Below are 19153 nucleotides of genomic sequence, written 5' to 3'. Positions count from 1 at the left end.
CGACCTGCCCGGCGTGTTCCTCGCGATCATCCTGATCCTCGTCGTCGGCATCGCCATCGACCTGCTGATCTTCAGCCCCATCGAGCGGTACGTCCTGCGCAGCCGCGGCCTCCTGGTCAAGAGCTGAGCCGCATGGCACCCGTACTGCTGATCATCGCCCACGGCAGCCGCGATCCGCGGCACGCCGCGACCGTGCACGCCCTCACCCGGCGGGTGCGGGCGCTGCGGCCCGGACTGCGGGTGGAGACGGCCTTCCTGGACTTCAACGCGCCGCGAGTCGAGCAGGTGCTGTCCGCGCTGCACGCCGACGGCGTCCGCGATGTCGTGGCCCTGCCGCTGCTGCTGACCCGGGCCTTCCACGCGAAGGCCGACATCCCGGCGGCGCTGTCGGACGCGCTGACCCGCCTGCCGGGCCTCTCGGTCTCGGTGGCGGACGTCCTCGGCCCGTCCCCGCTGCTCGTAGGGGCGCTCGAACGCCGGCTGTCCGAGGCCGGCCTCACCCCGGCGGACCGCGCCACCACCGCGGTGGTGCTCGCGTCCGCCGGCTCCACAGACCCGGAGGCGATCGCAGTGATCGCTGAAATCGCGCGGGAGTGGCGGCACACCGGTTGGTGCGCCGTGCGGCCTGCGTTCGCCTCCGCTGCTCTTCCGCGCACGGAGGACGCCGTACGGGCCCTGCGCGCCGATGGCTTCGCCCGGGTGGCGGTGGCCCCGTACGTCATCGCCCCGGGCCGGCTGCCGGACCGCATCGCGGCCGGCGCCGAGGCCGCGGGCGCCGACGTGGTGGCCGACGTCCTGGGCGCCGCCCCGGAACTGGCCCTCCTGCTGCTGCGCCGCTACGACGCTGCCGCCGCGGCACCCGCCCGGCTCCCGGCCCTGACGGCCTGATCCGCCGACCGGGAGGGGCGCCCGCGTACTGGACGTACTCGGGCGCCCCGACAACCTGGGGGTCCCCCGGGCGGAGTCTGGGGGATGAGGTGCGGTGCCGGGCGGCGCGGGCCCGGCAAGATCCGAAAGAGCCGGCCTAAGCGCGGGCGGCGGCCTCGTCGGCCAGGGCCGTCAGGTCCACGATGGACATCGCGCCCGGTGGCAGGCCCTCCCGGGCGAAGATGTTCGCCGCGTGCCGCAGGACGTCGTTGACCGGGGCGGGCACCCCGTGCAGCCGGCCCAGCAGCGAGATCTCGCCGTTGAGGTAGTCCGCCTCCACCGAGCCCGTGCCGCGCGCCAGGCTCTGCCAGGAGGATCCGCCCCGCACGCCCGGCGGCTGCTCGACCTTCCCGTCCCGGGCCTGCGCCTGCTCCGCGTCCGAGGCGTAGGCGATGCCGGCCGCCCCGAAGGCGGCCTTCGCCTCGCGGACGGCCCGCAGCAGCAGCGCCGCCTTCGCCGGGTCGGGCTCCGGTCCGGTCGTCGCCTGGATGGCGTTGCCCAGGTTCCCCAGCAGCTTCGCGTACTTCCACCGCATGACGTCCTCGACCACCGGCGCCTCGAAGCCGGCCTTGGCGAGGTCCGCCGCGACGGCCCGGGCGAGCGCGTCCGTGCCGCCCACGGCCCGGCCCAGGTGCAGGATGCCGGTCAGCGGGGTGCACAGCGCCGAGACGGCACCCGGCTCCAGGAAGGTGGCGGGCAGCCAGACGCACACCCCGTACACGCGCGCGAAGCGCCGCAGCGCCAGCCGCTCGCTCTCCACGCCGTTCTGCGCGCAGAGCACCGGGAGCCGCTGGGCGGCCGTGCCGCCGCCCGCGACCTCCGCGTCGCCCCACGCGTCGAGCGCCGCGATCGCGTCCTGGGTCTTCACCGCCAGCAACAGCACGTCGTCCGGGCGGAGTTCGCCCATCTCGTCCGGTCCGGTGACCACCGTCAGCCGGTGCACCCGGCTCCCGTCCGCCGTCGTGAGCCGCAGCCCCTCGGCCCGCAGGGCCTCCGCGTGCGCCCCGCGCGCGGCGAGGACGACCTCGCCGCCCGCCTCCGCGAGCCGTCCGCCGATGGTGGCGCCCACGGCGCCCGCGCCGATGATGATGTACCGCATGCCGATGAGCCTGGCACACCCCGCCGGCTCCGTCGCCCCCGGGGCCGGGCCAGGATGGTGCCATGGGTATGGACGCGGAGGGCGTGGCCGAGGCGGTCGCGTGCGAGATGCAGTTGATGAGTCCGGGTGTGCGGACGTCGAGGGCTCTGACGGAGCGGCTCCTCGATCCGGAGTTCGTCGAGGTGGGCGCCTCGGGCCGCAGGTGGGACCGGGAGTCGATGCTCGCGGCGCTGCCGGACCTGGAGGGTGCCGCGGAGGACGGTCCTCAGTACGAGGCCGCCCACATGGCGGGGGTCGAACTGGCGCCGGGGGTCGTCCACCTCACGTACGAGACCGAGATCGACGGGCGCCGGGCGCGCAGGAGTTCGATCTGGCGGAAGTCGGCCGACGGGACCGGCTGGCGGATGTACCACCACCAGGCCACGCCGGTACCGCACTAGGCCGTGGCCGGGTGGCCGGCGCGTCGGCGGCGGAGCTCCTTCAGCCATCCCCGTACCTGCTCGTCGTCGTGCAGGTACGGCTCCTCGGGGCCCGGTCGCAGGTCGATGCCGTGCAGGAGCTGCAGCGCCCACCAGGACAGGTCGTCCCATTCCAGCCCGTCGTCGGTGACCCAGCGGGCGGCCCACCGGTCGGCCGCGTCCCGGCTCGTGCGGCCTTCGGCCACGGCGGCGAAGCGCGCGTCGATCTCGTCCAGGTCCGGCTGGTCACCCTCGTGCATGCGCACAACGTACCCGGGTCAGGGCGTGGTCAGTTCCACGAGCTTGGCGACGGTGTTCCAGTTGCGGGTGGTCACGTCGATGCCCTTGACGACGGCGGGCCTGGCGAGGGCCTCGGCCAGTTTGGAGCGGCCGAGGCCGTCGGGGGCGTAGAGGTAGAGGACGCGGTCGCCGAGCCGGTACTCCTCGGGGAGGAACGCGGCCCCGTCGAGCGCGGCGAAGCGCTCCGGGCCCGGCTGCTCGGCGAAGAACGTGGCGTGGAGCTGCCGGCCCTCCAGCTCCGCGGCCGGGAAGGGGCAGGCCTCCGCGACGGCCCGCAGGTACGTCCCGTCCACCACCAGGCACGCGACCCGGAAGCCGAAGTGGTCCTCGATGGCCGTCTCCAGCTCCCGGGCGAGCGCCACCGGGTCCCTCTTCGCGCTGCTGAAGACCGCGTTGCCGCTCTGCAGGTACGTCTGCACGTCGCCGTGCCCGAGTCCGTCCAGCACGGAGCGCAGCTCCGCCATCGGGACCTTCTTGCTGCCGCCGACATTGATCCCGCGCAGCAGCGCCGCGTACTTCGTCGTTTCCGTGGCCTTCTTGGTCATGGGGGCACCTTAGGTGGCGCCTATGACAGTTCGGCCTCGATGAGGTCGGCCGCCCGGCGTGTGCCGCCCTCGGTGGCCATCGCGGCCCGGATCTCCTCGGCGCGGGTGGCGACGGCGGGGTCGGCGACGAGGGCGAGGACGGCCTCGCGGAGGGTGGCCGCGTCCGCGTCGGCCATCGGGACGTGCCGGGCAACGCCCAGGGAGGCGAGCATGTCGGCGTTGCCGAACTGGTCGACGGCCTGGGGGACGGCGACCATCGGGGTGGCGGTGGCGAGCCCCTCCTGGCTGCCGCCGGCGCCCGCGTGGGTGATGAAGGCGTCGGCCTGGCGCAGGATGTCCAGCTGGGGCACCCAGCGGTGGACCTCCACGTCGGCGGGGACCTCGCCCAGGTCGGCCTCGTCGGTGAACTTGCCGATCTGCAGGACCACGTACCAGTCGGGCAGGTCCGCGAAGGCGTCGATGCAGGCGCGGTAGAAGGCGGGCTGCTTGGTGAAGGCCGAGCCGAGCGAGACCAGGACGACCTTCTTGCCGTCAGCGGCCTCGGGCCTGTTCCAGGTGCCCTGGGTGGCGCTGCGGTCGCCCTGGCAGGCCCCGACGAAGGTGTGGACGGAGGCGTCGACGCGGTCGGCGTGGGGCTGGAGGGCCCTGGGGATCAGGACGAGGCTGCGGCGGGGGCGGCTCTGGAGGCGTTCGATCTGGCCGTCGAGGCCGTTCTCGGTGAGCCAGGCGGTGAACCGGGCGTAGTACGCCTGCCCGCGTTCGGAGGCCTTCAGTCCGGCGAACATCGGCTCGGCCACCTCCTCCTCGTAGCCCTCCCAGGCGACGAGGTTCGGGGAGAGGGAGACGGCGGGGACGCCCCAGCGGTGGGCGAGCACGGGCGCCGGGTAGGAGGTGATGTCGTGGATGACGAGGTCCGGTTCGTCGCCGTCGAACGCGGCGGCGAGCTGCGGGAGGACCTGGATGGCGTCGTTCAGGAAGGGCTCCAGGTTGTCGATGAGTTCGGTGCCCCAGGCCTCCGGGTCGTCGTCGGTGGGGAGGGTGGAGGTGTAGATCACGGGCGTGGCCCCGGTCTCGGCGACCTTCTCGGCGAAGGCGGCGGGGATGGCGTAGCTGACGCGGTGGCCGCGGGCGACGAGCTCCCGGATCACCTCGATGCTCGGGTTCACGTGCCCGTGGGCGGCGATGGAGAACATGGCGATGTGGGCGGGCTTGGCTGAGGTCATGATCCGACTCTAGCGAGACGATACGTCTCGTGCAATCTGTTTCAGGTCGACCGCGGCGGACGGGGCGCGGCCTCGGCGGTGGAGTCGGTCCCGGCCGGACCGGGGGCGCGGTAGGGCGCCAGCACGCGCTCGACGTCGAGGGTGAGCGAGTCGAGCCAGGTCTGGGCGGCGAAGAACTCCGACGGGGCGACGACCTCCGGCACCTGCGCGGCACCGCCGCCCGCGCCACCCGCGCCACCCGTACCGCCCGATCCCGCTGCACCATCCGTACCGCCCGATCCGGCCGCGCCATCCGCTCCGGCCGGCGGCACGGCATCCGCTGCGACGGCGTCGGTCCCGGCGCCCTGCGAACCGTCCGCCGACGGGATCGTGGCCGCCCGCTGCGCCGCACCCCGCATCCGGGTGGCCACACCGTCCGCCCGCCCGCTGAGCCGCTCCCCGTTGCCCGCCCCGAGGTCCGGGCCGGCCCGGGCGAGCAGCCGGCGGGAGCCCCAGAGCACGTGGTGGCCCGTGATCATGGCCGCCTGCCAGTCGGGCGCGCCGGCCACCGGCGCCCGCGGCTCGATCTGGCGCTGCGCGTACGCGCTCTCCGCCAGCGAGAGCGCGAGCTGGAGCGCCCGGTCGTCGGGGTCGGTGTCCCGCCTGCCGGCCACCACGGCGGCCGTGGTCGCCTCGACCGTCTCGGCCTCCCGCGCCAGCAGCAGCGCGACCGCGCGGTGCAGCTCGGCCTGCGCGCCCCGCGGCCAGGCCAGCAGTCCGAACACGACCCCGACCATGCTGCCGATCATCACGTCCATGAGCCGGACGCCGGCCAGCCTCCAGGTCACGGGCGCCAGCTGCGCGAAGACGAAGGACACGACGAGGGTGAACATGCCCTGGGCCCAGCCCACGCCCCGGACCGGCCCCACCGTGAAAGCGACGAGCATCACCAGCGGCAGGATGACGGCGTAGACGGTGGTGTGGCCGCCGACCAGGGCCAGGACGCCGGCGGCCAGGAGCGCACCGAGCAGGGTCCCGGCGAGTGCCTGGCGGACGGTCGCCCTGGTCTGGGAGACCGTGGTCCGGGTCAGGCTGAGGACGGCCAGCATCGCCCAGAAGCCGTGGGGCAGCGACTCCACGCCGGCGAGCGTGCGGGCGGCCGCGAGCGCGAGGCTGATCCGGACGGCGTTCTGGAAGTGCACGGAGCGCGGACCGGCGTGCGCCGCCAGCCGGTGCCACCACAGGCGGGGCGCATGACGGCCCGCGTACCAGAACCGGCCGGCGTCGGTCCCGGGGGGCAGCGGGGCGCGTCGCCCGCGGACCGCCAGCTCGGCGGCGGTCGCGAAGGCCACGGCGGCGTCCGCCACCTCCAGCAGTGCCGCCCGGCGGCGGCCGGGCAGCTCTGGCACCGGCTGCGACTCCCGCGCGGCGGCCTCCCGCACCTCTTCCCGCAGTCGCCGCAGGGCGTCGGCCTCGGCGGTCGCGCGGCCCGTTCCGGCCAGCAGGGCTCCGGTCTCGGCGGCGGACCGGCCGACGGTCTCCAGCAGCTGCTGTCCGGTCCTGTGCGGGGGCTGCCCCGGAGGGGGCGGGGGCAGGGTCACCAGCCGCCCGAGCAGGGTGCGCGCCCCCAGGCCGGTGTGGGCGAGGGCGCGGTCGCGCAGGCCCGGCCCGGCGGGGCGTTCGGCCTCCTCCACATGGAGGGGGCGCAGCGACTCGCCGGTCCTGCGGGCGGCCTCCACCTCGGCCGCGGGCAGCGTGTACGGGGGCCGGCCCAGCTCGGCGGCGAAGCGGGCGGCGGTGCCGGCAGCCCCGGCGGCCAGCTCCCGGTAGGTGGTGCCGCGCTGCTCGGGGAGGATGAACTTCTCGGCGAGGACGAGCAGGATCAGACCGAAGGTCGCGCCCCCCAGCCGCTGCCCGAGGGTGTCGGGTGCGTAGGGCGGGAAGCACGGCAGGATGTAGAGCAGTTGGAGCCCGGGGGCGGCGCCGGCCGCCCGGGGGCCGGCCGCGGCCACGAAGGCGATGGCGAAGCCGATGACCAGCATGCCGGCCACGGCGGTCCAGGTCCGCACCGCGAGGAAGGTGCCGGCGGTGAGCAGCAGCCACACCGCCGGCAGGGTCCTGACCAGTACGGCGGCCCGCTGGCCGCCGGTACCGGGGATACGGGAGAGGGCGGCCATCGAGACCACCGCGAAGAGGGCGTACGTCGCCGCCACGGGCCGGTCCAGCCCGTAGAGGCACACGTAGAACGCGCCGCACGCGCAGAGGGTGGTGCGGATCGCGCGCCGCGCCACGCTGCTGGGGCCGCGGCCTGCGCTCACGTCTTTTTCGGCACCCATCACTCCAGCATCGGGCCGGTCACCGGAAGCCACCACCCGCCGGCCGGGCTTGCGCCGCCCCCGACCGGAGAGTTTAATGAATGAACAGGCATTTATTAATAGGAGGTGGCCGGTCGTGGCACGCCCGCGCGGGGTCGAGGACGCGGTGATCCTGCGGGCCGCGGCCCGGGTCATGGGCCGGGTGGGGCCGACGGGACTCACCCTGGCGGCCGTGGCCGGCGAGGTCGGTCTGGTGCCCGGCACCCTCGTGCAGCGGTTCGGGTCCAAACGCGGCCTGCTGCTGGCGCTCGCCGACCGGTCCGCCGAGGAGGCGGGCGAGCTGGCCGCCCGGGCGCGCACGGCGCACCCGTCCGCGCTCGGGGCCCTGGCGGCGCTGACGTCGCAGACCCTGGCGGGGATGGACACGCCGGAGACCTTCGCCCACCACCTCGCCTTCCTGTGCACGGACCTCACCGATCCGCAGCTGTACGAACGCGCCCTGGCCGTGCACCGGGCCCAGCGGCGGGCGGTCGAGGAACTGCTGGCGGAGGCCGTCGACACGGGCGAGCTCCGCGCCGGCACGGACGTCGCGGCGCTGGCCGGCACCGTGCAGGCGATCACCGCCGGCGCGGGCCTGACCTGGGCCGTCGAACGCCGGGGCGGCCTCGCCGAGCGGGTGCGGCGCGAGCTGGATGCCGTACTGCGCGCCCACCTCCCCCACCTCCCCCATCCCTCGCCGGGCCACGGCCACGAACCGGAGGAATCATGACGACCGACACACACCCGCTGGCCGGCACGGTGGCCCTGGTCGCCGGCGGCACCCGCGGCGGCGGCCGCGGTATCGCCGTCGAACTCGGCTCCGCCGGCGCGACGGTGTACGTCACCGGGCGCAGCAGCGGCGCCGGACGCTCGGACCTGGACCGCCCGGAGACGATCGAGGACACGGCGGCGAGGATCACCGCCGCGGGCGGCCTCGGCATCGCCGTCCGCACCGACCACAGCCGGCCCGAGGAGGTCCGGGCCCTCGTCGAACGGATCGCCGCAGAACAGGACGGGCGGCTCGACGTCCTGGTCAACTCGGTGTGGGGCGGGGATCCGCTGACCGACTGGGAACACCCGCTGTGGGAACAGGACCTGGAGACCGGTCTGCGGCTGCTGCGGCAGGCGGTGGAGACCCATGTGATCACGAGCCGGTTCGCGCTGCCGCTGATGGTCGCCCGCGGGAGCGGCCTGGTGGTCGAGGTCACCGACGGCAACACCGCCCGCTACCGCGGCTCGTTCTTCTACGACCTGGCGAAGTCGGCGGTGATCCGCCTCGCGTTCGCGCAGGCCGCCGAGCTCCGGCCGCACGGCGTCGCCGCCGTGGCGATCACTCCCGGGTTCCTGCGTTCGGAGGCCATGCTCGAGCACTTCGGCGTCACCGAGGCCACCTGGCGCGACGGCGTGGCCCAGGACCCGGACTTCGCCCACTCCGAATCCCCCGCGTACCTGGGCCGAGCGGTGGCGGCGCTGGCGGCCGACCCGCAGATCATGGCCAAGTCCGGCCGGGCCCTGGCCACTTGGGGCCTGTACCAGGAGTACGGCTTCACCGACGCGGACGGCACCCGGCCCGACTTCGCCGCCCACTGGGCGAAGAGCCTGGCGGCGGAACACGGCCCGCTCGGCGACCCCCTCTGACCGGGGAACCCTCCTGCGGCCGGACCCTCCCGGCCGCCCTGTCCGGGCGGTGGTAGAACAGCCGCATGGACGAAGCGCGGGCAAGGGACGTACTGACGGCGGCGGGCCTCACCGGGGGCGGGACCGCGGGGCCCGTCCTGCTCGCGCTCGGCGAGAACGCCGTGTTCGCCGTCGGCGACCTCGTGGTCAAGGTGGGCCGGGAGGCCGCGCTGCTGGAGCGGGCCGAACGCGAACTGGCCGTGGCGGACTGGTTCGCCGCGTCCGGCATCCCGGCGGTCCGCGCGGCCGAGCCGAGGCCGCGACTGGTGGGCGGACATCCGCTGACCCTGTGGCACCGGCTCCCGGACGCGGTGAGGCCCGCGCGTCCCGAGGACCTGGCGGTGCTGCTGCGGGCCGTCCACGCGCTGCCCGAGCCGCCGTTCACCCTGCCGGCACGGGACCTGCTGGGCGGGGTGGAGCGCTGGCTGCGGTTGGCGGGGGACGCGATCGACCCGGCCGACGCGGCGTATCTGCGTTCCCGCCGCGACGGCTACGCGGACGAGGTGGCGGCCCTGTCCCCGCACCTGCCGCGCGGCCCGGTCCACGGTGACGCCCTGCCCCGCAACGTCCACGTCGGCCCGGACGGCCCGGCCCTGGTGGACCTGGAGACCGTATCGGCGGACCTGAGGGAGCACGACCTGGTGGTGATGGCCCTGTCCCGCGACCGGTACGGGATGCCCGCCGGGGAGTACGAGGCCTTCGCGGCGGCCTACGGATGGGACGTCCGCGACTGGGAGGGCTGCGCGGTCCTGCGCGGCGCCCGTGAGACGGCCAGCTGCGCCTGGGTCGCCCAGCACACCCCCGCCGACCCGGGCGCCCTGGCCGAGTTCCGCCGCCGGGTGGCCTCCCTCAGGGACGGCGACCCGCGGACGCGGTGGCGTTCCTTCTAGGGTTCAAGGGTGGTGGGCATACCACCGAGCTGCGAACATCTGCGGATGATCACACTCTCCGATGAACTCGGACACCTTTCCTACGTCGTCACCGGCGACGGACCGCCCGTGGTGCTCGTCCACGCCGGGATCGCCGACCACCACATGTGGGACGCGGTCGTCCCCGCCCTTGCGGAACGGCACACCGTCATCCGCTACGACCTGCGGGGCTTCGGTCAATCCGCGCCGCCGAGCGGCCCGTTCAGGGAGACCGACGACCTGCGCCGCCTCCTGGACCACCTCGGGCACGAGCGGGTCCGCCTCGTGGGCGCGTCCTGGGGCGGCCGGGTGGCGGTGGACTTCACCCTGACCCACCCGGACCGGGTCCACTCCCTGGCGCTGCTGGCCGCGCCCTGGCCGGGATACGACTGGTCCGCGGAGATGATCGCCTACGACGAGGCGGAGACGCAGGCCCTGGCCTCGGGCGATCTGGACGCTGCCGTCGCCACGAACCTGGACATGTGGGTGCGCGGTCCGGCCCGCGCGTGGGAGGACGTCGCCACGGGCCTGGCCGACCGGCTCCGCGAGCCGATCCGCACGTCGCTGGTGAACCAGGACGTCGTCGGGGAGCACTCCCAGGGCGTCGTACGGGGCGACCTGTCCGGGATCCCCGTTCCCACCCTGGTCGGGATCGGCAAGCTCGACGTCGCCGACTTCCAGGACATCGGCCGGCGCTACGCCTCCGAGATCCCCGGCGCCGCCCTGGTCGAGTTCCCGACGGCCGCCCACCTCATCGCGATGGACGCGCCCGCCGAACTCACCGCGGAGCTGGCCCCGTTCCTGGCCCGCTAGCTCCTGCCCCGTCCTTGCGCCGGCCCCCATGAGCAGGCGCAAGGACGGGGGTTCCGGCGCTACTTCGTGTAGTAGCCGGCCACGTCGGCGATCAGGTCCACCGAACCGGCGTTGTTGTAGAAGCTGACCTTTCCGTTCACCACGGGGACGACGACCAGATTCGGAATCGTCTGCCCGGTGGTGAAGTTGAGGTTCGACGCGCTGGTGCGGGTCGTGCCGTCCGGGTACACCGACACGTAGCTGTCCGTGGTCGGGTCCGTCGCCGTCACGTTCAGGACCACGGCCGTGACGCCCGACGCCGGCATTCCGGCGCTGCCCGCGACCTGCAGGGTCACCGTGCCGCCCTGGCCCACCTTCGCCTTCGGCACGCCGAGCCCGCCGCGCGTGTCCATCAACCGCGTCGGCGTGACCGGCTTGTAGGAGGAACCCGAGCCGTCGGTCGTGTAGTAGCCGGCCACGTCGGCGATCAGGTCCACCGATCCCGCATTGTTGTAGAAGCTGACCTTCCCGTTCACCACGGGGACGACGACCAGGTTCGGAATCGTCTGCCCGGCCGTGAAGTTGAGGTTCGACGCACTGGTGCGGGTCGTACCGTCCGGGTACACCGACACGTAGCTGCCCGTGGTCGGGTCCGTCGCCGTCACGTTCAGAACGACGGCGGTGACCCCGGACGCCGGAATCCCGGAGCTGCCGGCAACCTGCAGGGTGACCGTGCCCCCCTGTCCGACCTTCGCCTTCGGGACGCCCAGCCCGCTGCGCGTGTCCATCAACCGTGTCGGCGTGACCGGCTTGTACGTCGAGCCGGAGCCGTCGGTCGTGTAGTAGCCGGCCACGTCGGCGATCAGGTCCACCGAACCGGCGTTGTTGTAGAAGCTGACCTTTCCGTTCACCACGGGGACGACGACCAGATTCGGAATCGTCTGCCCGGCCGTGAAGTTGAGGTTCGACGCGCTGGAGCGCGGCGTCCCGTCCGGGTACACGGACACGTGGCTCGCCGAGGTCGGATCGGTTGCCGTCACGTTGAGGACGACGGCCGTGACACCGGACGCCGGGATCCCGGAGGTGCCCGCGACCTGGAGGGTCACGGTCCCGCCCTGGCCCACCTTCGCCTTCGGCACACCCAGCCCGCTGCGCGTGTCCATCAACCGCGTCGGCGTGACCGGCTTGTACGTGCCCAGGCCGGAGACCGCGGGCGGTGTCACTGTCAGCGTGCCCGCCCCGTACGAGAAGTTCAGGGCGCTCACGCGGATGTTCCAGTTGCCCGCGGGAGCCGAGCGCAGGTCCACGGTCGCCTTCAGGGTGCGGGCGTCCTCGGAGACCGAGACGGTCGTGGCCGTCAGCGGCGCCGGGCCGCCGGTCAGCTGGACAGTGGTGCTCATGCCCAGCGCCGTGCCCTGCACGGTGAGGGTGGCGACCGTACCGCTCTGCACGGTGGTCGGTGTGACCGTCCCGACGGTCACCTCCTCCGAGCCGCACGGCGCGGTGGTGCAGACGAGCTCGGCGCGGTAGGCCGTACGGTCCGTCCGGTCCGGCAGCGCGAGGACGAACAGGCTCTGCTCGGATCCCTGGCACTCGTACGAGGACGAGCTGTTCATGCAGAGGTTGGTCCCCGCCTTGCTGTACAGCGCGGGTTCCGGGGTGTACGTCCCGCCGTCCGTGGCGGTGATGTCCGCCCTGAACCGGTCGCCCGAGACACTCGGCAGGACGGCGCACACACCGGTCCGCTCCTCGGAGAGCGTGCCGGTCAGCGGGCCGTAGCCGTACGCGACCGAACCGACGCGCTTGCATTCGGCGGCGGGCCCGGCGGCCGTGGCGATCCGCCAGGCGTCGAGGCGGTAGGAAGCAGGCAGGGACCAGTTCTCGGGAGCCTGGGTGACGACCTGGTAGCCGGTGGACCCGGTGGGCGTGCACGCCCAGGTCCGCGGATGGCATGCGATGTTGCCGGCGTTGTCCATGATCAGCATGTTCGTGCTGTCGTGGGTATCCCGGACGTCGACGTGCAGCCGGTCCGTGGCGGCGGCCGTGGTGACCCGGTGGCAGCGCAGGGTACCGCTCTGGCCGGACGTCCCGGTCGTTGCCGGGGCTCCGACCGCCGTAGCGGCGGAGGTGGCGCAGCCGCGGGCCGCGGCGGTGACGTCGCGGCGGTCCAGGGTGTGGCCGCGCGGGACGTCCTGGCCCTCCAGGAGCACGGTGTAGGCCTTGCCTGCGGTGAAGGAGCAGCTGGTGAGGCCGTCCGTCCGGAGCTGCTGGCCCGGGGTGGGGTGGCTGTAGCAGGACGGCCCGTCGCCATCGGTGTCGATCATGGTGATCGCGTAGTCCGGGAACAGGTCCGCGTCGTCCGGAAGGCTGTAGCGGACACGGAGGAGCTCGGCGGTGGAGTGCGCGTCGGCCGGGATCGTCAGGCAGTGCGAGAAGACGCCGTTGCCGGTCTCCAGCCGCACCGTTCCCGAGTCGTCGGCGAACGTCCCCGCGGGCAGGGTCCGGCACTCCTTCTGGAGGACGTCCGTACGGACGAAGTGGACGCCGTACGGACCGGTGGCCTCGGTGTCGTCGGCGTGGACCAGCGCGCGGAACGGCGCCGTCCCGGTCAGTGCGCACTCGCCCCGCACCAGATCACCGGCGGTGCACTGGGCGGTGCCGTTGCGGTCGACCACCTCGACCTGGACGGTCAGGCCCGCGCCACCGCGCGAGGTGAGGGCGGCGATCCGGGCACCCTGCGGGCTCGGCAGCTCCAGGCAGTGCGTCTGCCCGGCCGCGGCGAACGTGCCCGCGTACCGCCCCTCGGTGACGCCGACGCAGTCCTCGGCGACCGGTGCGGCCTGTGCTGCGCCCACCGGCGCGAGCAGTGCCGCGAGGATGGCGAACAGACACGTCAATACAGTGGAAACCAGGCGTCTTCCGGACGCCGATGCGGTTGTCATGGACCCCCCACGGTGATGCGCGACGAGCGATCGTCGCACATCTGTACGGGGTCGGCGTGGCCGATCTTCGCGCGCCCCGCCACCGCCCCGCCACCGCCCCGCCACCGCCCCCGTCCGGCCGGGTCCGGTCAGGCCGGGACCAGGTCCCGCAGGGGCCAGGCGGTGTCGATCACCGCGTCCGGGGTGCCCTGGCGGCGCAGGTAGGACTGGAAGTCCCGGGCCCATCGGGCGTGCCAGGTGCCCTGCCGGTCGTGCAGGTCGGCCGGGGTCAGATCGGCCACCTGCGGGTGCCGTTCGGCTATCGCGCGGGCCACATGGACCGCGGCCAGCGCGTCCGCGCCCGCGTCGTGCGCCGACTCCAGCGTGACCCCGTACACTCCGCAGACCGCCTCCAGGGTCCGCTTGCCGCGCCGGAAGCGGTCCACCGCCCGGTCGATGGTCAGCGGGTCGACCACCGGACCGGTCGGTGCCCCGCCCAGCCGGTCGGCCAGCGAGGGCAGCCCGTGCCGGGCCAGTTCGGCGCTCAGGAGCGTGAGGTCGAAGGCCGCGTTGTACGCGACGACCACCGCCCCCGCACGCCACTGCGCGACCAGCGCCTCCGCGACCTCGTCGGCGACCTCCCGCACCGGGCGCCCCTCCGCGACCGCCCGCTGCGTGCTGATCCCGTGGATGGCCGAGGCCTCCTCCGGGATCGGTATCCCCGGATCCGCGAGCCAGCCGCGCCGCTCGTGCACCGCACCGCCGCGCACCTCGACCACGGCCGCCGTCACGATCCTCGACTCGCCCGGCTCCGTGCCGGTCGTCTCCAGGTCGAACCCGATCAGCACCCGGCCGTGCCAGCCCCCCGTACCGCGCTGGTCCTCCACCCCTTGTCCCTCCCCCGTACACCTTCGGTCAACGGGTTTCAGCCTGCCACGGGCCACTGACAAGCCCGGCGACGCCCCCTGCCGGGAGGCGCTCACGACACCGGTCGGGAGTCCTCCCACATCGACTCGAACTCCTCCCGGTAGGTCGCGAAGAGTCCGTGGTCCGCGTCCTTGGGCACCCCGCGTCCGCCGCCCCGCAGCACCAGCACGGGCGATTCCATGCCGCGCGCCCGCCGCAGGTACGACTGGACCACGGCGATGCCCGAGGCCTGCCCCTCCACCAGGTAGGCGGTGAAGCGCGGCGTCTCGTCGAAGACGTGGATCTCGAAGCGCGAGGGGTCCCGCAGGCCCGCCCGGACCCGTCGCACGTGCAGGATGTTCATCTCGACCGAACGGCTCAGCTCGCCCTTGCGCAGCCCCAGCTCCCGCTCGCGCCGTTTGACCGCGCTGCTCGCCGGGTTCAGGAACAGCAGCCGCACCCGGCAGCCCGCCTCCGTCAGCCGGACGAGTCTTCGCCCCGAGAAGTTCTGCACCAGCAGGTTGAGCCCTATCCCGATGGCGTCGAGCCGCCGCGCGCCACCGAAGAGGTCCTCGGCCGGCAGGTTGCGCTGGAGGCGCACCCGGTCCGGGTGGACCGAGACGACGTCCGCGTACCGGTCGCCCACCAGGTCCTCGACGGCGTCGATCGGCAGCCGGTCCGCGGCGGGGCTGCCGGAACCTCCGCCCAGCACCTCCAGCAGCCGCGCCGAGGCCCGCTCCGCCTGCTCCAGCACGGGCCGCGACAGGGCCCGGTTGCGGGAGACGACGTTGCGGGTGACCTCCAGCTCGTCCAGGGCCAGCTCGATCTCGCGCCGGTCGTCGAAGTACGGCTCGAAGCACGGCCAGTGCTGGACCATCAGCTCCCGCAGCTGCGGCAGGGTCAGGAAGCTCAGCACGTTGTCGTCGGCGGAGTCGAGCAGATAGCCCTTGCGCCGGCTGACCTCGCGCACGGCCACGGCGCGCTGCACCCACTCCTGCCCGGCGGGCCCGGCGGCCGCGACGACCCAGTCGTCCCCGCCGTGCACCGGTTCGTAGATCGGCCGCAGCACCGCGCCGACCACCGACCGCAGCCGCTGTTCGATCAGGTTGAGCCAGATGTACGCCCGGCCGGCCCGCTGCGCCCGCGTACGGACCTCGCTCCAGGCCTCCGCGCCCCAGTCCAGTTCGGCGCCGGCCCGCGCGCTCCCGGCCTCCGCCGGCCCGCCCGCCAGGGAGACCGCCCCTGCCGGGATCCCCGTCGGCGCCCCGCCGGGGACACCACCTGGGGCGTCCGCCGGGCCACCCTCGTGACTGCTGTCACCAGGGGGCAGCTCCAGACCTCCCGAGCTCACCCGTGCACCGCCTTCTGCGTCTGGACGCCCGTCTCCAGTGATCACGGAAGGGTATCCCGCGCGCGCGGCCCGGTGCAGCCCGATGGCCCGCACACGGACTGTCCATTGACCCATTGTCCGATGCACCGACAGTCGGCTGACCCGACTGTCAGCTCTGCGGGTCACCCGGTAGGACCACTCCCAAGTCCGCGCGTGGGGCCCCTCTTTCGGGGAAGATCTGGCAGTGACGCGGTCCACGCCGGATCATCCGGGAGTCTTTCGATACGAGGGAAGAGTCGTTGTCTATGCAGGTCTGGCCGGGACAGGCGTATCCCCTCGGCGCCACGTACGACGGCGCCGGAACCAACTTCGCTGTCTACTCCGAGGCCGCACGGCGCATCGAGCTGTGCCTCCTCCACGACGACGGTTCCGAGACCGCCGTCGAACTGCGCGAGACGGACGCCTTCGTCCGCCACGCGTACCTGCCCGGCATCATGCCGGGGCAGCGCTACGGCTTCCGTGTGCACGGACCCTACGAGCCCGAGCGGGGCCGGCGCTGCAACGCGGCGAAACTGCTGCTGGATCCGTACGCGCGGGCGATCAGCGGCAAGGTGAACTGGAACGAGGCGGTGTACGGGTACCACTTCGGCCGCCCCGATTCCCGCAACGACCTCGACTCCGCCCCGCACACCATGAGCTCGGTGGTGGTGAACCCGTACTTCGACTGGGCCAACGACCGCCCGCCGCGGCACGAGTACCACCACACGGTGCTGTACGAGGCCCACGTCAAGGGGCTGACCATGCGTCATCCCGACCTGCCCGAGGAGCTGCGCGGCACGTACGGGGCGCTCGCGCACCCGGCGGTCATCGGCCACCTCGCCAAGCTCGGGGTGACGGCCCTGGAGCTGATGCCGGTGCACCAGTTCGTCAACGACCACCGGCTGGTGAACGACGGGCTGAGCAACTACTGGGGCTACAACACGATCGGCTTCTTCGCCCCGCACAACGGCTACGCCTCGGGCGACCGCGGGCAGCAGGTGCTGGAGTTCAAGTCGGCCGTGCGGGCCCTGCACGAGGCGGGGATCGAGGTGATCCTCGATGTGGTCTACAACCACACCGCCGAAGGCAACCACCTGGGCCCGACGCTGTCCTTCCGCGGGCTGGACAACGCCTCGTACTACCGACTGTCGGAGGATCCGCGGCACTACATGGACACCACGGGCACCGGGAACTCGCTGCTGATGCGCTCCCCGCACGTGCTCCAACTGATCATGGACTCGCTGCGCTACTGGGTCACCGAGATGCACGTGGACGGCTTCCGCTTCGATCTCGCGGCGACGCTGGCCCGCCAGTTCCACGAGGTGGACCGGCTGTCGTCGTTCTTCGACCTGGTCCAGCAGGACCCGGTGGTCAGCCAGGTGAAGCTGATCGCGGAGCCGTGGGACCTGGGCGAGGGCGGCTACCAGGTGGGCAACTTCCCGCCGCTGTGGACGGAGTGGAACGGCAAGTACCGCGACACCGTACGGGACCTGTGGCGCGGGCAGCCGCGCACGCTGGCGGAGTTCGCGGGGCGGCTGACCGGCTCCTCCGACCTCTACCAGGACGACGGGCGGCGGCCGCTGGCGTCCATCAACTTCACCACCTGCCACGACGGGTTCACCCTCAACGACCTCGTCTCGTACGACGAGAAGCACAACGAGGCCAACCGGGAGGGCAACCGGGACGGCGAGAGCCACAACCGGTCCTGGAACTGCGGGGTGGAGGGACCGACCGAGGATCCGGAGGTCCTGGCCCTGCGCGAGCGGCAGATGCGCAACTTCACGGCCACCCTGCTGCTGTCGCAGGGCGTGCCGATGCTCAGCCACGGCGACGAGTTCGGCCGTACGCAGGGCGGCAACAACAACGCCTACTGCCAGGACAACGAACTGTCGTGGGTGGGCTGGCCCGAGCCCGGCAAACCGGCGCCGTCGCTGCTGGAGTTCACCCGCCGCATGGTGTGGCTGCGCCGCGACCACCCGGTCTTCCGGCGGCGCCGGTTCTTCCACGGCAGGCCGGTGGAGGGCACGCACGACGAACTCTCCGACATCGCCTGGTTCACCCCGCACGGTGAGGAGATGCGGGCGCGGGACTGGCAGGCGCAGCACGCGCGGGCGCTGACCGTGTTCCTCAATGGGGAGGCGATCTCCGAGCCGGGCAGCCGCGGGGAGCGGATCACCGACGACTCGTTCCTGCTGATGTTCAACGCGGGTGCGGAACCCCAGGACTTCACCGTCCCGCCGGGGCACGGCGCGCAGTGGCGGCTGGTGGTGGACACCTCCCGGGCGGACGTACTGCCACCCGGCACCGGGCCGCAGTACGCGGCCGGCGACCGGGTGGCGTTGACGGGGCGGTGCCTGGTGGTGCTTCAGCGGCCGGCGTAGGCGGGGTCCGGGACCGGTGGCCGGGCCTGCCCGGCCACCGGGGCGGCGGCCGGGGCCGTGTGCGTACGGGCGGCGGGCACCCGGGTGACGAGGGCGAGCGTCAGGCAGAGCGCGGCCGCCCCCACGGCCACGGCGAAGGACCCGCTCGGGCCGTACCGCTCGGCGAGGCGCCCGGCGACGACGAGGGCCATGGCCTGCCCGGCCACCAGGCTGCTGGCGGCGAAGGCCATCGAGGTGGCGAGCCGGGCCGGTTCCACGGACCGCTCGGTGAGCGCGAACGCGGTGATCAGGTGGGGTGCGTAGGCGGCCCCGAGCACGGTGACGACCACGTACAGCGGCCACAGGCTCTCGGTGACGAGCAGCGGCGCCGAGAGCACGAGGGCGGCGCCGGTCGCGACCCGCCAGCGCAGCCGCAGGCCGAAGCGGGCGGGCAGCGCGCCGAGCGCGAGGCCGACGGCGGCGCTGACGACGCCCATCGCGGAATAGACGACGGCGGCCTGGTCCGGGACGCCGAGGCGGATGGTGAGCGCGGTGATGCCGGCCTGGCAGGCGCCGAACATCACGCCCTGGAGTGCGAGGGAGCCCCGTACCGCGTAGACCACGGCGGGCGGCCGGACCCGGCGCCCCGTACGCCGTCCGCGCGCCGGGGAGCCGGTGGTGGCGGAGGCGGTCGGGTGCAGGGCGAAGGCGCTGCCGAAGACGGCGACGAGGCCGGCCGCGCCGGCCAGGGCGAAGGCCGGGTGCGCGATCAGTGCGGCGAGTCCGACCAGGGCGGGTCCGAAGACGAAGGAGACCTCGTCCAGGGTGCCTTCGAGCGCGTGTACGGCGCCCACGACCTCCTCGTCGGCCTTGGTGCGGCGGGCGAGGGCGACGGAGCGGGTCCGGGCGAGCGGCCCGATCAGCGGCACGGAGGCGCCGGTGAGGGCGCCGATCGCGGCGAGCGGGAGGGTCGCGAGGTGGGTGAGCGCACCGGCGACCAGGGCGGCGGTGGCGACGGCGTTGACCGCGGCGGCGGCCAGGACGACGGGCCGCTGCCCGTGCCGGTCGGCGAGCCAGCCGAGGACGGGTCCGAAGAGGACCTGGCCGATGGAGAGCGTGCCTCCGACGATGCCCGCGGTGGCCAGGGAGCCGCTGGTCTGGGCGACCAGCAGGAAGCTCCCGAACTGGGACATCGCCACGGGCAGGCGGGCGAGGAAAGAGACGAGCGGGAGTAGGGGCCCGGTCAGGGCGATGACTCTTCGATAGGTGTTGACGGTTCCGACCACTTGATCGACACTAACCCGGCGCAGTCACTCGGATGCATTGGGTCATGGC

16 protein-coding genes and 1 pseudogene are annotated in these 19153 nt (G+C 73.6%); 8 read left to right on the top strand and 9 right to left on the bottom strand.

Annotated features, from left to right (window positions below; all coding sequences use genetic code 11):
* Window positions 1–127 (top strand): annotated as a pseudogene (locus tag E6U81_RS40955) (ABC transporter permease); the annotation flags it as partial.
* Between the two features lie 5 nt (window positions 128–132).
* Window positions 133–888: a CbiX/SirB N-terminal domain-containing protein gene (locus E6U81_RS09240; protein ID WP_136229592.1), complete on the top strand. Its 756-nt coding sequence runs from the start codon at window positions 133–135 to the stop codon at window positions 886–888.
* Between the two features lie 136 nt (window positions 889–1024).
* Here the strand turns inward: E6U81_RS09240 and E6U81_RS09235 are convergent, their stop codons facing one another.
* The gene (locus tag E6U81_RS09235; RefSeq protein ID WP_136229591.1) at window positions 1025–2026 is read right to left on the bottom strand and encodes a 2-dehydropantoate 2-reductase N-terminal domain-containing protein; all 1002 of its coding nucleotides are present in this window, start codon (window positions 2024–2026) and stop codon (window positions 1025–1027) included.
* A 62-nt stretch (window positions 2027–2088) separates the two neighbouring features.
* Here E6U81_RS09235 and E6U81_RS09230 point away from each other — a divergent pair, with 62 nt between their 5' ends.
* The gene (locus tag E6U81_RS09230) at window positions 2089–2466 is read left to right on the top strand and encodes a DUF4440 domain-containing protein (protein WP_136229590.1); all 378 of its coding nucleotides are present in this window, start codon (window positions 2089–2091) and stop codon (window positions 2464–2466) included.
* Here E6U81_RS09230 and E6U81_RS09225 read toward each other — a convergent pair.
* From E6U81_RS09225 to E6U81_RS41685, 4 genes are read right to left on the bottom strand one after another with little or no spacing between them, the layout of a single operon-like run.
* Window positions 2463–2744 carry a hypothetical protein gene (locus tag E6U81_RS09225; protein WP_136229589.1) on the bottom strand — a complete coding sequence of 94 codons (282 nt, stop codon included), beginning with the start codon at window positions 2742–2744 and terminating at the stop codon, window positions 2463–2465. The genes E6U81_RS09230 and E6U81_RS09225 overlap by 4 nt on opposite strands.
* A gap of 18 nt (window positions 2745–2762) precedes the next feature.
* On the bottom strand, window positions 2763–3329 hold the full coding sequence (locus E6U81_RS09220) for a DUF1697 domain-containing protein (protein WP_136229588.1): 567 nt from the start codon (window positions 3327–3329) through the stop codon (window positions 2763–2765).
* Window positions 3330–3349: 20 nt separating this feature from the next.
* Window positions 3350–4552, bottom strand: a complete 1203-nt coding sequence (gene mgt / locus E6U81_RS09215) for a macrolide-inactivating glycosyltransferase (protein ID WP_136229587.1) — start codon at window positions 4550–4552, stop codon at window positions 3350–3352.
* A 41-nt stretch (window positions 4553–4593) separates the two neighbouring features.
* Window positions 4594–6867 carry an FUSC family protein gene (locus E6U81_RS41685; RefSeq protein WP_276615801.1) on the bottom strand — a complete coding sequence of 758 codons (2274 nt, stop codon included), beginning with the start codon at window positions 6865–6867 and terminating at the stop codon, window positions 4594–4596.
* Between the two features lie 76 nt (window positions 6868–6943).
* On the opposite strand from E6U81_RS41685, the gene E6U81_RS09205 reads away from it, so the two are divergent.
* The 4 genes from E6U81_RS09205 (at window position 6944) to E6U81_RS09190 (ending at window position 10283) form a co-directional block, all read left to right on the top strand.
* Window positions 6944–7615 (top strand): TetR/AcrR family transcriptional regulator, encoded by a 672-nt coding sequence (locus E6U81_RS09205; RefSeq protein ID WP_136229586.1) that lies wholly within the window; start codon window positions 6944–6946, stop codon window positions 7613–7615.
* The gene (locus E6U81_RS09200) at window positions 7612–8523 is read left to right on the top strand and encodes an SDR family oxidoreductase (RefSeq protein ID WP_136229585.1); all 912 of its coding nucleotides are present in this window, start codon (window positions 7612–7614) and stop codon (window positions 8521–8523) included. The genes E6U81_RS09205 and E6U81_RS09200 overlap by 4 nt, the downstream gene beginning before the upstream one ends.
* Before the next feature lie 65 nt (window positions 8524–8588).
* On the top strand, window positions 8589–9452 hold the full coding sequence (locus E6U81_RS09195; RefSeq protein ID WP_136229584.1) for an aminoglycoside phosphotransferase family protein: 864 nt from the start codon (window positions 8589–8591) through the stop codon (window positions 9450–9452).
* 45 nt (window positions 9453–9497) lie between these two features.
* Window positions 9498–10283: an alpha/beta hydrolase gene (locus E6U81_RS09190; RefSeq protein WP_136229583.1), complete on the top strand. Its 786-nt coding sequence runs from the start codon at window positions 9498–9500 to the stop codon at window positions 10281–10283.
* 59 nt (window positions 10284–10342) lie between these two features.
* On the opposite strand, the gene E6U81_RS40945 is transcribed toward E6U81_RS09190, so the two are convergent.
* The 3 genes from E6U81_RS40945 to E6U81_RS09175 form a co-directional block, all read right to left on the bottom strand.
* On the bottom strand, window positions 10343–13159 hold the full coding sequence (locus E6U81_RS40945; RefSeq protein WP_136229582.1) for a hypothetical protein: 2817 nt from the start codon (window positions 13157–13159) through the stop codon (window positions 10343–10345).
* A gap of 173 nt (window positions 13160–13332) precedes the next feature.
* Complete coding sequence (locus E6U81_RS09180) at window positions 13333–14070, bottom strand: 3'-5' exonuclease (RefSeq protein WP_136229581.1); 738 nt, start codon at window positions 14068–14070, stop codon at window positions 13333–13335.
* Between the two features lie 92 nt (window positions 14071–14162).
* Window positions 14163–15440, bottom strand: coding sequence for an SAV2148 family HEPN domain-containing protein (locus tag E6U81_RS09175; protein WP_136229580.1), 1278 nt, complete (start codon window positions 15438–15440; stop codon window positions 14163–14165).
* A gap of 284 nt (window positions 15441–15724) precedes the next feature.
* Here E6U81_RS09175 and glgX point away from each other — a divergent pair, with 284 nt between their 5' ends.
* On the top strand, window positions 15725–17839 hold the full coding sequence (glgX, locus tag E6U81_RS09170; RefSeq protein ID WP_136229629.1) for a glycogen debranching protein GlgX: 2115 nt from the start codon (window positions 15725–15727) through the stop codon (window positions 17837–17839).
* Here glgX and E6U81_RS09165 read toward each other — a convergent pair.
* Window positions 17824–19104 (bottom strand): MFS transporter, encoded by a 1281-nt coding sequence (locus E6U81_RS09165; RefSeq protein WP_136229579.1) that lies wholly within the window; start codon window positions 19102–19104, stop codon window positions 17824–17826. The genes glgX and E6U81_RS09165 overlap by 16 nt on opposite strands.
* Window positions 19105–19153: the final 49 nt, after the last annotated feature.

It is taken from the genome of Streptomyces sp. A0592, from assembly GCF_004795115.1.
GTDB classification, from domain to species: domain Bacteria; phylum Actinomycetota; class Actinomycetes; order Streptomycetales; family Streptomycetaceae; genus Streptomyces; species Streptomyces erythrochromogenes.
The sequence above is the reverse complement of the archived record's forward strand: the minus strand, read 5'-3'. Positions and strand labels throughout refer to the sequence as shown.

Excerpts from the sequence above, each read along its gene's own strand:
- E6U81_RS09200 (WP_136229585.1), top strand. The coding sequence starts at position 7,612 with ATGACGACCGACACACACCCGCTGGCCGGCACGGTGGCCCTGGTCGCC.
- E6U81_RS09220 (WP_136229588.1), bottom strand. The coding sequence starts at position 3,329 with ATGACCAAGAAGGCCACGGAAACGACGAAGTACGCGGCGCTGCTGCGC.
- E6U81_RS09240 (WP_136229592.1), top strand. The coding sequence starts at position 133 with ATGGCACCCGTACTGCTGATCATCGCCCACGGCAGCCGCGATCCGCGG.
- E6U81_RS09205 (WP_136229586.1), top strand. The coding sequence starts at position 6,944 with ATGAATGAACAGGCATTTATTAATAGGAGGTGGCCGGTCGTGGCACGC.
- E6U81_RS09195 (WP_136229584.1), top strand. The coding sequence starts at position 8,589 with ATGGACGAAGCGCGGGCAAGGGACGTACTGACGGCGGCGGGCCTCACC.
- E6U81_RS09190 (WP_136229583.1), top strand. The coding sequence starts at position 9,498 with ATGATCACACTCTCCGATGAACTCGGACACCTTTCCTACGTCGTCACC.
- E6U81_RS09230 (WP_136229590.1), top strand. The coding sequence starts at position 2,089 with ATGGGTATGGACGCGGAGGGCGTGGCCGAGGCGGTCGCGTGCGAGATG.
- E6U81_RS09235 (WP_136229591.1), bottom strand. The coding sequence starts at position 2,026 with ATGCGGTACATCATCATCGGCGCGGGCGCCGTGGGCGCCACCATCGGC.
- glgX (WP_136229629.1), top strand. The coding sequence starts at position 15,725 with ATGCAGGTCTGGCCGGGACAGGCGTATCCCCTCGGCGCCACGTACGAC.
- mgt (WP_136229587.1), bottom strand. The coding sequence starts at position 4,552 with ATGACCTCAGCCAAGCCCGCCCACATCGCCATGTTCTCCATCGCCGCC.
- E6U81_RS41685 (WP_276615801.1), bottom strand. The coding sequence starts at position 6,867 with ATGGGTGCCGAAAAAGACGTGAGCGCAGGCCGCGGCCCCAGCAGCGTG.
- E6U81_RS09225 (WP_136229589.1), bottom strand. The coding sequence starts at position 2,744 with ATGCACGAGGGTGACCAGCCGGACCTGGACGAGATCGACGCGCGCTTC.